The organism is Methanobacterium alkalithermotolerans (assembly GCF_018141185.1).
In the GTDB taxonomy this organism is placed as follows: domain Archaea; phylum Methanobacteriota; class Methanobacteria; order Methanobacteriales; family Methanobacteriaceae; genus Methanobacterium_F; species Methanobacterium_F alkalithermotolerans.
In genome coordinates this window covers 180741-194326 of record NZ_CP058560.1, presented here as the reverse complement: position 1 = coordinate 194326, position 13586 = coordinate 180741, and the positions used below count along the sequence as shown (strand labels likewise).

Here is a 13586-nt window from a genome sequence, read left to right as displayed (position 1 = left end):
TTAATACTCTTTATACCATCAAACTTATGATTTTAGGATTAGTGAGATTAAGTTACTAAAAAAAATATTATTTGAATTATTATCTGGATTAGTAATTAAAATAAAAAATTTTACATATAATATTTAATTATTATATATTTAATATATAATTTTATATACTATTAATTAAATATAATATATTAGTTCAACATTATCCGGAGCAATAATATAAGTTGTATACTATTTATTAAAATAATAGTATTCATTATTACAATTATTAAATTTTAAATAATTGTCTATCATAGTCTGTAATTTTATACTAATCACTTAAAATTGTATGAAAATAATTAAAATGAGGTGTAACTTAAAATGAATGAAGTATTATCGGAATATTTCTCCACTCTGAAAATGGGTAAAATTCAGTCCCATGCCAATATGGCAGTTCTGCCTTTAGTGGGGAAAATAGAAGATTCTACTTACATAACCCTGCAAGAAGCTCTGGAATCAAATTCTTTACATATTAGTGAAATAAGCCAGCAGGGATCTGTCCCGGAATTAAAAGTTCATAATAAGGGGGATATTCCGGTTCTTTTAGTGGATGGGGAGGAAGTCTGGGGTGCTAAGCAAAACCGGGTTTTAAATACATCCATACTCCTACAAGAAAAATCTGAAACCATTATACCGGTAAGCTGTACCGAGCAGGGTAGATGGAGTTACAACAGCAATCAGTTTTCTGATTCAGGGCATGTAGCAGCCAGCAAGATTCGGCGTAGAAAATCAGCATCAGTATCCTTATCCCTTAACTCATGTGGAGAGTACCTTTCCAATCAGACAGCTCTCTGGAGTGATATTGAAGAAATTTCCCGGGATGCCCAGGTAGAATCCCCCACCCGTGCTCTGGGTGATGTTTACCTATCCCAAAAAGAAGATTTGAATAAATACCTGGAAGCTTTTTCCAGTTTAGATAATCAAAACGGAATACTGGTGATGATAAATGGGGAAGTGGTGGGCCTGGATATCATATCATCCCGGGCGGCCTATAATCTACTTCACCCTAAGCTGGTGAAAAGTTATGCTCTGGAAGCAGCTTTAAAGAAAGATAATTCCATAAAACCGGAAGAATCTCTTTTCACTGAATTCTTAGATGATCTACTAAAATCCAGTGAAGAGGTGCACGAATCCGTGGGCTATGGAAAGGATCATAGATTCCAGAGTAAAAACACTATTGGATCTGCCTTAATCCATAATGATAAGATTATACATACTGCTTTTTTCAAAAAAGAAAGGACCGTAGAATATATGGAGAGTTTTTCTAAAAGGCGCAGATTCAGGGCCAGGAGGTAGTTAATAATTATACTTAAAATTCACCCCGGGAGGTTATAGCAAAAAATTAATTATTAAATTAACATAATATATTAGTGATTTTATGGCTTATCGCTTAATTATAATCATACTACCTGAGAAAAAGGAGTTAGATGAACTAAAGAGTATCATCCATAGATATGATGTACTAAACTCCTGGCAAGTCAGTTCCCGGGAAAATGAGATTATTTATCATGTGATTATACGCCGGGCCAAAACTGAATCATTAATAAATACTTTGCAAAAACGTTTCTCTTATTTAGAGGGTTTTAGAATAAACCTTTTACCTATTGAAGCATCAGTACCAGTTCCAGAACCTATTTTTAATAAAAAAGAGGATGAAGTTACCGATACCACCCTGGATGATTTGAAAGACCGTCTGGATCCCCAGGAATTGATTAACCGCTTAAGTCGCCATGAATTATATGCCAGTTTGTCAGATATTTCTAAATTATCCCCTATTTACATCACCATGGTTATCCTATCGGCTATTGTATCTGCCATCGGCGTTTTGAATAACAATGTAGCGGTGATAATCGGGGCCATGGTAATTGCCCCTTTTTTAGGGCCTAACATGGCCCTGTCTCTGGCCACCAATCTGGGGGATGTGCAGTTAGCTAAAGATTCCATTAAAAGTAACTATGTGGGTGTTGTAATTGCCTTTAGTTTATCCCTGCTTCTGGGAATGTTATTTAGCGTGGACCCTTCAGTTCCAGAAATATTATTACGGGCCCGTACCAATCTGGGGAGTATAACCCTGGCTTTTGCCTCAGGTATTGCCGGTGCTCTGGCCTTTACAGTGGGATTTAGCACCACTCTAATCGGAGTCATGGTGGCGGTGGCTCTTTTACCACCACTGGTAACCTCTGGTTTACTATTTGGTTCTGGAGAATATGCCCTGGCTTCGGGTGCTTTTCTACTATTCTTTATTAACCTGGTTTGTGTAAATCTGGCCGGAGTTTTAACCTTTAAGATACAGGGTATAAAAGCCATCTATCCCGAGCAGATAAGTAAATCCCGGAAAATGATAAGACTATCCCTGATTTTGTGGACTGCACTCTTACTGTTACTCATGGTATTGATTTTACAGTACCGGGGAGCACTGGATCTTTTACTATTAGGTTAAAATGGGCTAAATAAAAAAATAATTAAGTCATTTAGAGGGTTCTAACAAATTATAATCTTAAATAAGAATAAACTGAGAATCGGGAGTTAATAACAAATTCACTCTACAGGATCAAATTCGGGGCATCATAATTATTATAATACTTATATTAAAAAAATAATATATTTATGAATATAATATGGGGGATACTCTTTGGAAAAAGATAACTATTTAGGAGAAATTAAAAGCTTTAGCACTTTAGAGGATGATTTAAACTCTCTAAAACCACATCAGCATATAGCTCTTCTTTATAATAACCCCCGGGAATGGAAAGAAACTATTATTCCTTTTATTAAGTGGGGCTTGGAAAAGGGTGAAAAATGTGTGTATATCCGGGACTCTTCCCAGGATAATAAGCTACAGGAGTATTTAAAAAAAGAGGGAGTGGAAGTAAATTTCTGTGAAAAATCAGGACAGTTAGTTATTCTGGATGAAAGTGAGGCCTACACTAAAGATGGTGATTTTAATTCTGATACCAGGATCCATTTAATTAAAACTGAAGCTCAGATAGCCAAGGATAAGGGCTTTAAAGCTCTAAGAATTTGTGGAGAGATGAGTTGGGTGCTGCATGATCAATCCGGATTAGATAGATTAATGGAATATGAGAGCCAGTTAAACCAGAACTTTACTTCTAAATATCCATCTTTAGCCATTTGCCAGTTTGATATGCAAAAATTTGACCCGGAAATCATAAAAGGAGTGATTATGACTCATCCGTATTTGATAAATGGAGGTGAAATTTATAAGAACTTCTATCATGTACCGGCCCATGAATTCCAGGATACTCCCCTGGCAGAAAAGGAAGTGGAAATCTGGCTTAATAATATAAAAAGAGAACATAAAATCCGCCTCAGGGAAGAATTATATGCTGAAGTATTGAGTAAATCTTCTCAGGCATTTGTTATCGGGCTTTCTGATGGAAAAATATTGTTTAATAATCCTGCTTTTAATGAACTGGTTGGTTACAGTCCTGATGAAATAAAGTCCTTAAACTGGGATAAAGATTTAACCTCACCAGAATGTCGTCATCAGGAAAAGATTATCCTGCAGGAAATGGAAAAAACTGGTCTTCCGGTACGCTATGAAAAAGAATATCTTAAAAAAGATGGTACCCGGGTACCCATAGAAATATTAACCCACCCCTCCTACAACCATGAGGGAGAATTGAAATATTATTATTCCTTTATCAATGATATCAGTTCCCGTAAAAAGGTGGAAGAAGAGCTTTTAATCAGCGAAAACAAATATCATACTCTTTTTGATAATGCAGAAAGTGGAATCTTTTTAATTCGTGATGGCTTTTTTATGGAGTGTAATCAAAAAGTTCTAGAGATTTTTGGGGTTTTAGAAGAGAATATACTGGGTAAAACCCCTGCTGATTTTTCTCCACCACTCCAGGAAGATGGAACACCTTCAGATCTGAAAGCCAAAAAATTGATGGAAAAAGCCCTCTCTGGTGAACCCCAGCACTTTGAATGGAAACACCAGCAACAAAACGGCACTGTATTTTTTACCGAGGTTAGTCTAAATCGCTTGAAAATAGGTGAAGAATATTTGCTTCAGGCTATTGTAATGGATATCACTGGAAGAAAAAGGGCTGAAAATCTCTTAAAAGAATCAGAACACAAACATCGTATGGTGGGTGAACTGATATCTGATTTTGCCTATTCCTGCATCCAGAAGGATGGAGAATACAGGGTGGACTGGATTACCGGTTCTTTTTACCATATAACAGGATTTAGTAAAAAAGATATGGATAATCAATTTGGCTGGATGTTCACCGTGCACCCGGATGATACTCCCAAAGCACAACAACAGTTACAGGATATAAAACCCGGTGAGAAAAATATTAAGATATTCCGGATTATCTCCAGCCAGGGGCAGATAATCTGGCTTAGAAACCATATAGAGTGTGTGGAAGAAAATGGAAATTGGCGTATCTATGGTGCTGCCCAGGATATCAGTCGGGAAAAAATATATCTGGAGGATTTAAAAAGGGAACTGGAAATTAACCAGTCACTCTCCCGAATATATGCTCCCCTTATTTCTGATAGTTCTTCCATGGAGGATGTGGCAGATATCATACTCCAGGAATCTTTAAAACTCACCCACAGTGAGAATGGTTATGTGGGTATGGTGGACCCTGAAAATCAGGACATGGTAGTTTTAACCCATAGCAGTATGATGGTGGGGTGTGAAATGGTGGATTTAGATGATAAAATTCGATTTCCTCCTTCTAAAAATGGCAATTATCCTGCTTTATGGGGCCATAGCCTGAATACGGGTAAGGGTATATATACTAACCAACCAGAAACCCATAAAACTTCCCGAGGGACACCTTCAGGCCATATTAAAGTTACTAACTTTATTTCCGTTCCTGTTATGGCTGAAAAAGAATTATTGGGACAGATTGCACTGGCCAATTCCCGCCATGATTATGATGACAATGATCTGGAAGCCCTGAAAAGGTTAGCTGAATTTTATGCCCTGGCCATTCAAAGGATGAGATTTAAAGATGATCTTCTAAATTCTATTAAGGACAAAGAACTGCTTTTAAGGGAAATCCACCACCGGGTAAAAAATAATCTGCAGATTATTGCCAGTTTACTTAATCTACAGTCAGCAGAAACCCAGGAGGAAGAAGCCCAGGAGTTTTGCCGGGTAAGCCAGGACAGAGTACGTAGCATGGCCCTTATACATGAAAAACTTTACAAATCACCTAATATATCCAGGATAAACTTTTATGATTATGTGAAAAGTTTAACCGAGGCCCTTTTTTACAATTATACCACCCATCCCGGTATAGTACAACTGAATCTGGATATTGATAACATATCCCTGGATCTGGATACTGCCATACCCTGCGGACTCCTTTTAAATGAACTGATAACCAATTCCCTGAAATATGCTTTTCCTGATGGCAATAAAGGAACTATAACCATTAAATTTAAATCACTACCATCTGGTGAGTATCAGCTGGTGATTGGTGATGATGGTATTGGTCTGCCACCTGGATTTAATCTGGATCGGGTGGAGACCCTGGGACTGCAAATTGTGATAAGCCTGGTAAAACAAATTGAAGGAACTCTGGAACTGGAAGAGACTTCTGGAACAGTTTATACTATCAACTTCAAGGAACTATCCTATAAAAACCGGCTGTAATTATTTTCCTCTACATTTATAATAACCGGATTAATTTCCTATTAAAATCTGGCGAATTAATTTTATAATAACCGGATTAAATTACCTATTAAAACCGGCGAATTATTATTTCTTCTTACCATCTATTTTTGAAGTTGCCTTATTCTTTAGGAGAATAAAATAGATTTACCTGAAAAGCACATAATTATATATTAAAAACGGTTTCAATTTCAATACTTATACTACAGGGAGTGGTAACCATGGAAAGAGAAATCATCCAGATTGATGAAGAAAAATGTGATGGTTGTGGTAGCTGTATACCGGGATGTCCTGAGGGGGCCTTGCAGGTTATTGATGGTAAAGCCCGGCTGGTAAGTGATTTATTCTGCGATGGATTAGGGGCGTGTATTGGAACTTGTCCTCAAGGAGCCATTGAGGTTATAAAAAGGGAAGCAGAACCCTATGATGAATATAAGGTGATGGAAAATATTGTTAAAGGAGGATCCAACCTTATAAAAGCCCATTTACAACATTTACATGAGCACGGGGAAACAGAATATCTAAATCAGGCCCGGGACTATTTAAAAGAAAACGAAATAGAAATACCTGATTATGAAACCATGGAGTGTGGCTGTCCCAGCTCCCTGGCCCAGGAAATTCAACCCGGGGAGGATAAAGAGGTGGGTATTTTTCAGGCACAACTTCGTAACTGGCCCATACAGTTACAGTTATTAAACCCCCAGGCATCTTATCTTAAAAATGCAGATCTACTTATTACTGCTGATTGTGTGCCCTTTAGTTATCCAAACTTCCATGAAAGATTCTTAAAGGATAAGGTTCTGATTATCCTCTGCCCTAAACTTGATAAGACCATAGACCAGTACGTGGATAAACTATCTCAAATATTTGCCACTCAGGACATTAATTCCATCTCGGTGGTACATATGGAGGTGCCCTGTTGTTCCGGGATAGGGGTAATTGTGCAGCGGGCCCTGGAAAAAGCAGGAAAAAATATAATTATCAAGGACTACACCATTTCTATAAGTGGGGAGATAATTTAATTTAAAATTTCCTTTTTTCCCTCAAGGTAAGTCCAGTTCCCCCTATTAAAATAATTTTTTTTAGCGGGTTTGTAAAGTTTGTGGGTGTTGTTATTTTTTTATGTGCTTTTTTGTCCAATTTTTCATTTTGTAGTGTAGATAAGTGAGTATTCCTTTTTTGGTTTTGTATTTCTTTTTTATTTGTTCTGGTTCTGTTTGTCTGTAGTAATTTTCCACAGTATTAGATGTTCGTGGTATTTTATTGTTTTCCATGAACGTGGTGAGTCTTTTATAGTCTGGAATGATTTTTTGTTTAATAAAACGCTGTAATAAACGTGGAATTCTATTGAAATCGTTTAATAGTTTTTCTAGTCTTTTTTGACTGGTTTTTGAGTTGTATGTGCGGAATATGTTTTTGATATCGGTGAAATATAGGCATAAACTGATTTTTTCACGTTCTGTGACTTTTTTACTGCGTAATTTTTTGTATAATTTGTCACCAATCATTTTAAACAAGTGAAATACGCATAATTGGTGTTTAACACCAATATAATCCATTATATTTTTATAAAGTGGCATATGGTCGGTGGTGACTGATATTAATGGTTGATTAATAGTTGATTCTTCTATAAACTGTGTAATGGCTTGTGGTGTTCTTTTAGGGACTATTTGTTCGGCTATTGGAATGTTGCGTATTTGATCGTATAATGTTAATCTGTACATTCTATGGCCATTAATTCGTAAAAATTGCTCATCATAAGTGTAATATCCTGAATAAAAGCGTTCAGTGTTTTTGATCATGTTTTTATTGTTTATGGTAAGCCAATTTCTGATGGTTTGGTGTGATGGTGAATTTTCCAGGAAGTTCTGCAGATCTTTCTGAGTTTTTCGAAGCGAACGGTAACCTGTCTCCAAAAAACATTCTAATTTATCTTTAAATAAGTTAATATATCGTTTATAAGGTTTTATAATCGATTTAATGTTTGTGGTGAATTTTCGCCCACAAGTTTTACACAGATATCTTCTTAAATAAACATTTAAAGGTTCTTTATCGTCAATTAACAGTTTTCTTTGACGATATTCTTGTTTAATAACATTTTTTGAACCACAATATGGGCAAAGTAGGTTAATATATTCGAAATGATTATTTTCATGGAGATAAAGTTTCTGATTAATATTTTGAGTGTTTTTAACCGGTTTTAATCTATCATTGAGAATTGTTTCAAAATCATTTTTTCCTGTGAAAAAATCGGAAAGTTTAAGTTGTATGGAGTCAATATTACAATTGAGAGTAGTTAATATTTGATTTCGCATGATAATATATCTACTCTCACTTAATACTTATATTTAACCTCTTTAATTTTGAATTATGGGGTCAGAGGATCTAGAAAATAAGATTTTGAAATTTTTTTCCGCAAACCCTCAACACCCATAAACTTTACAGTCTCTTTTTAGCAAGTCTTAAATTGTAATATTTCTTTTAAATCTTAAATAATCTTATTAATGGTTAATATTAGTTTATTCTTAATTTACAGATTAATTAATTCAAATTTAATTTTATCTCCCGGGTAAGATTTAAGTAGCAGCAAAAACTAATCATTATTAATCATTATAAATAGTAAGTGAATATAAAAAAAGTGAGATTTACTTTAAATTAAGAACCTCTGTGGTATTAAAAAATAATTAAACTATGGCGAGATAGAATTATCCAGACAGGATATTCCCTACTATCTGGTGAAAAAAATGAAAATCCCAAAATGTATGAGTACCCAGCACCCGGATAATGTCAACCCTCCCTTTTTTGCTGAGGGTAATGAAATTAGTGGTGAAGATGAAATAGCTGAAGCCTACTACGTTTTTTCCCACTTAGGCTGTGATGAACAAATGTGGGACTGTGAAGGAAAAGAAGTGGATAATTACGTGGTTAAAAAATTATTAACCAAATATGAACCATTTTTCAGAGATAATAAATTAGGGGAAGACTTCTTTCTTACATTAAGGGTTCCCAATCCCACCGTGGAAAAAGCAGAGGCCAAAATCTTACTGGAGACCCTGGAAAGCATACCCCGTTCCTATGATACTGCCCGCTTGTTTTATGGGGAGGAAAGGGCTCCGGTATTTGAAGTGATACTCCCTATGGCTGCTTCTACTAAATGTCTGGACCGTATTTACCAGTACTACCTTGATTTTGTGGTGGGAAAACAAAACCAGCCATTTAAAAAAGGAGACATTACTATTAAAGACTGGATTGGTGAATTCAAACCAGAAAACATTAATGTAATACCTCTTTTTGAGGATAAACCTGGCATGCTCCAGGCCGATTCTATTACCCGGAACTATCTGGAAGATAAAAATGTGGAATATCAAAGGGTATTCTTAGCCAGATCTGACCCTGCCATGAATTACGGTATAATAAGCGCTGTTTTATTAAATAAGATTGCACTGGAGCGATTTAATATACTATCCGAAGATTTGGGCATTGATATTTATCCCATAATTGGTATGGGCTCTGCTCCATTTAGAGGTAACCTGGAGCCGTCCCGGGTAGAAGAAGTGGGATTAGAATATCCCAGTGCCCATACCCTGACTCTACAGTCATCATTTAAATATGATCACCCCCATGCAGAAGTGGTGGATGCTATAAATAAGTTAAAAAAACGGAAAACCACCACCCCTCATGAAATGGATGAAGAAAAAACACTGGATATCATAGATAGATATGCTGCAGAATATGAAAAACAGATAATCAAACTGGCCCCTATTATTAACCGGGTGGCGAAGTATGTACCCAGCCGCAGGAAAAGAAAATTACATATTGGTTTATTTGGTTATTCCCGCAGCATTGGTGAAATTTCACTTCCCCGGGCCATAACCTTTACCTGTGCTCTTTATTCTCTGGGAATACCTCCCGAAGTCCTGGGTTTAAATGCAATAACTGATGCTGATCGGGATTATCTTCAAGAGGTTTATAAAAACTTTGACCTGGACCTTAAAAAAGCAATTCAATACCTGGACCGGGATTCTAAACTATTAAATCCAAAACTAAAAGAATATCTTAACCTTTATTACCCTGAAATCGATCAGGATCACTCCCACCTGGAATTAACCAGGGATATTAATAAATCCCTATCCACCAATCAAACTGAAGGAATGGGAGAGAAGATCTTAAGAGGGGCCAATTTGAGGAAGTTCCTGGGTTAATTAAGCCAGAAAAGATAGAAATAAATCTTCCTCTAATCATAAGGGGGGAATTATAAAGAAATAATATAAAAGCCCTATATTAAATCTCAAGGTATTAAGGGGATGAAAAATTCAGGTTAAAGCGGGGATTTATATCGCTTATCAAAACTCCTCCAGGAACGGGCGATATAGGGTTCACATTTATCCAGTTCATTTAAAAGGCAGGCTCTGATGGTATCTGTTTTAACTTCATCTTTTTCATCTAATTTTTTATTTATAGTAGCATATACCGAATCGAGTATTTCTTTTTTTTCATTAACACTGTAACCAGCATCAATAGCTGCTTTTTCCAGTGACTTTTTTATTTTAGATGGTTTAAATCCTTCCACTGAACCTCTTTTTTTAATTACTTTCACCATTTAATCACCTTGTGCTATTTAATATAAACTTTATAGGATTAAAATTTATTTTTTAGTAGAAATTATTACTTCCCCCTGTAATTTATATGCTTTAAATTTATAAATAATGTTTATAATTACCATAAATTAGCTAAATCATTTAAGATTTCAAAAGATAACTTAATATAAAGAATTATAAATGCTGATATTTGGATAAAATATTAAATATCATTCCGATTAATTACAAAATAATCTATTTTTAGAAACTGGTTTGTATTATAAAATTCAGGTGAAAAAAATGAGTTTTACCAATCCTAATGTTAAAATTAGTCCCTGGAAAAAGAAACTTCTCATAATTATGCGTATATCACTTCTACTCTTAGGGAGCAGTATCATTATATTTGGTAGTGGAGGTACCAAGGTATTTGGTTTGATGACCCTTTTAGCATTAGGGGTGATTTATCTTCCCACTCTATTTAACCGTAAGCACCTGCAGATTATTCCGGTGGAAGTGGAGATACTCTTTCTGGTGGTGGTGATTTTAGAGTACATCCTGGGAAACACCTTTGGATTGTATGGTAGAATTGATAACTATGATAAATTCATGCATTTTACCATCCCCATGATTGTAGCTTTAAGTGGTATGATGTTCATGTACACTGCCTACTTATATGGCCGATTAAGGACCAATTACTGGATTATGGCCTTTTTAATAGTCATGGTCACCCTGGGGATAGGGGCCCTTTTGGAACTGGTGGAGTACTTCTATGATAACTTCCTCTATCTGCATATCTCCCATGTATTCCCCACCGGATTAACTCAAGGATCACCTACCATGGACGCCCTCAGCGACACCATGTATGATCTATTTACAGATCTAATAGGTGGTATTGCCGGGGCATTACTGGGGGTAGTGCTCATAAAAAGAGCGGAAAAAAAGGGTAAATGTGTGGAGTGGGTGGATGGAATTGCTCATTTTGAGGGATTAAAAAAAGAAGATGAAGCTAATAATGAAAAAAGCCTCCCTGATAATGAAAAAAGCTGTAAATTAGAGGAAAGTGAAAAATAATTTATCCCATTTCCCTCACTTAAAAATAATTTTAATTTATTTTTTTTTTAGATAAGGCTTAAAAATAACTATTATAAACGGGGTTCATATTCTAATTCAGGAAACTCCATAATAAAGCTGGTGCCTTTTGTTTTATCCAGATGAATAGTACCATCCAGCTGATCCACCAGGGAACTAACCAGCCTTAAACCCAGGGTGTTTGTCCCGGTAAAATCAATATCATCTGGTAATCCCACCCCATTATCTGATACTTCCAGTACATATAAATCTTCTTTTTGGAGGAAATTAATTTTTATTATCCCCTCCTGGTGGGGGAAGGCATATTTAATGGCATTTGAAAGCAGTTCATTGATGATTAATCCGCAGGGTATGGCGGTATTAATATCCAGATTGATTTTTTCCACACTGGTTTCCAATCGAATCTGATTAAAATTTACTCCATAGGAGGAGAATAATTCGGAGGAAAGCCGGGAGATATAAATAGAAAAATCTACCTGGGCCAGGTCCCGGGACTGATATAAACTCTCATGAATCATGGACATGGATTTAACCCGGTTTTGACTTTCTTTAAATAAATCTCGTGCCTCTTCATCTTTTACATAATTTGTTTGTAAATTCAGCAGGCTGGAAATAATTTGCAGGTTATTTTTCACCCGGTGATGGATTTCTCGAAGCATAACCTCTTTTTCCTTAAGGGAATTTTTAAGAATGTTTTCTGCTTTTTTCTTATCACTTATATCCCGGACTACAGTACAAAAAAGGGAAGGATTCGTTTTTTCTAAAAAGAAATTAGTTACCTGAGTATCCCTGAAGTCACCATCAGCACGCATTATCACCTTTTCTTCCACATGTAATTTATTGGGGATTTTCGATGATGCAAAGGCCTTTTTAAAGATCTTCTGGATTTTTTCTTCACTTATCAGTTCTTTATTTTCGGGAGTCATCATTTTATACAATATTTCATAAAGATAACGGTCTGTTACTTTTTCTTTACTGTATCCGGTGATGTTCTCCAGGGCACGGTTCCAGTAGATAATCTCTCCCCTATGATTAGCCAGGGCCACCCCATCAGAAGTTTGTTCTATTACACTTCTAAATTTTAATTCACTTTCCAAAATTTCTTGTAAGGCTTTTTTACGCTGGGTGATATCCGTACCAATAATTACAAAACCGGTAGGTTCTTTTATGATACTGTAAATAGGGGCCAGATTAATTAATACCTCCACGGCCTTACCTGAATTTGATATAATAGTGCATTCTCCATTGAAGCTCTCTCCATTTTTGATGGCCTTTTCCAGCTGTGGTTTATTTTCCAGGGTAAAAATATCATAAATACTTTCTTTTAGAAGTTCCTTTTCACTGTAACCCAGCTGGGAGATTATACTCTTATTTATCTTGGATATGCGCCCTTTGCGGTCTAGTAGTAGCAGGAAATTAGGCATGGTGGAAATTATTTTCTCTGCCGCCAGAGTGGGGGTGAGTAAAGGAAAATTATACCTCCAGATACCATAGACAATGAATATTAGACCCAGGGTGAGCATGGTCTGGGTAAACTCCGGGATGGGGATGGATAGTTCAATGAAAATAAAATCAGTGATTAAACTTAATATCAGAGGGGTAAATAAGCCTAAAGCCAGGTAGAGTGCCTGTTTTTTATCCATACCTTCGGCTTTAAAGTAATACGAAAAAACCAGAATAGATGCACTTAAAGATATTATTACGGTCCAGGCTGAAAATAAATAATATATGATGGGGTTTTCTGGTATGGAGTAAGTCCAACCCCAGTATTCTAGTATAGGGGGTCCAATTAAAAGATCGGTGGTAAAACCAAATAATATGAATATAAGGGCAGGTCCATAGATTAAAGGGTAGGCAAATTTATTTTTTAAGATATGTCCTCTGTTGGTAAATATGAGTGCAATCTGCAGCATAATAGCAGGTATCAGGGGCCATAATGTACTCACCTTTAACCAGAATAAGGCAGACTCTGGATTTTCTACCAGTCGGTAGGCAAATTCAGTTATGGCCATAAATGAAACCATAACACTAAAAATTGCTATTACCCGATTAAGAGAGTTTTCTGGGTTACGAAAATAAATGAAATTCCCAATAAAAAAAGAGGTGAGGGCTGCTAAGAGTGAAATAAGAGAGTATTCATTGAACATAAGTCTCTAATAGTTATTGTTTTTGTTATTTAAAAAGTTAATCCCAATAGTATCTAATACTTACCGCTAATACAAAATATCTAAGGA

9 protein-coding genes are annotated in these 13586 nt (G+C 35.8%); 6 read left to right on the top strand and 3 right to left on the bottom strand.

All coding sequences use genetic code 11. From position 1 onward, the window contains the following. Positions 1-348: 348 nt before the first annotated feature. From HYG87_RS00920 to HYG87_RS00905, 4 genes are all read left to right on the top strand, one after another. Complete coding sequence (locus HYG87_RS00920) at positions 349-1323, top strand: ARPP-1 family domain-containing protein (protein WP_211533368.1); 975 nt, start codon at positions 349-351, stop codon at positions 1321-1323. An 82-nt stretch (positions 1324-1405) separates the two neighbouring features. After that, entirely contained in the window at positions 1406-2467 is a 1062-nt protein-coding gene (locus HYG87_RS00915) for a TIGR00341 family protein (protein ID WP_211533367.1), read from the top strand. A gap of 192 nt (positions 2468-2659) precedes the next feature. After that, on the top strand, positions 2660-5668 hold the full coding sequence (locus tag HYG87_RS00910; protein ID WP_211533366.1) for a PAS domain S-box protein: 3009 nt from the start codon (positions 2660-2662) through the stop codon (positions 5666-5668). 239 nt (positions 5669-5907) lie between these two features. Further along, positions 5908-6708: an ATP-binding protein gene (locus tag HYG87_RS00905; RefSeq protein ID WP_211533365.1), complete on the top strand. Its 801-nt coding sequence runs from the start codon at positions 5908-5910 to the stop codon at positions 6706-6708. A 90-nt stretch (positions 6709-6798) separates the two neighbouring features. Here HYG87_RS00905 and HYG87_RS00900 read toward each other — a convergent pair whose 3' ends face one another. Continuing rightward, on the bottom strand, positions 6799-8001 hold the full coding sequence (locus tag HYG87_RS00900) for a transposase family protein (RefSeq protein WP_211532611.1): 1203 nt from the start codon (positions 7999-8001) through the stop codon (positions 6799-6801). A 429-nt stretch (positions 8002-8430) separates the two neighbouring features. On the opposite strand from HYG87_RS00900, the gene ppcA reads away from it, so the two are divergent. Next, entirely contained in the window at positions 8431-9888 is a 1458-nt protein-coding gene (ppcA, locus tag HYG87_RS00895; protein WP_211533364.1) for a phosphoenolpyruvate carboxylase, read from the top strand. A 116-nt stretch (positions 9889-10004) separates the two neighbouring features. Here the strand turns inward: ppcA and HYG87_RS00890 are convergent, their stop codons facing one another. Further along, positions 10005-10286, bottom strand: coding sequence for an ATP cone domain-containing protein (locus HYG87_RS00890; protein WP_211533363.1), 282 nt, complete (start codon positions 10284-10286; stop codon positions 10005-10007). Between the two features lie 277 nt (positions 10287-10563). On the opposite strand from HYG87_RS00890, the gene HYG87_RS00885 reads away from it, so the two are divergent. Continuing rightward, positions 10564-11334, top strand: a complete 771-nt coding sequence (locus tag HYG87_RS00885) for a hypothetical protein (RefSeq protein WP_249164865.1) — start codon at positions 10564-10566, stop codon at positions 11332-11334. Positions 11335-11405: 71 nt separating this feature from the next. On the opposite strand, the gene HYG87_RS00880 is transcribed toward HYG87_RS00885, so the two are convergent. After that, positions 11406-13499, bottom strand: a complete 2094-nt coding sequence (locus tag HYG87_RS00880; RefSeq protein WP_211533362.1) for a PAS domain S-box protein — start codon at positions 13497-13499, stop codon at positions 11406-11408. Between the last annotated feature and the right edge of the window lie 87 nt (positions 13500-13586).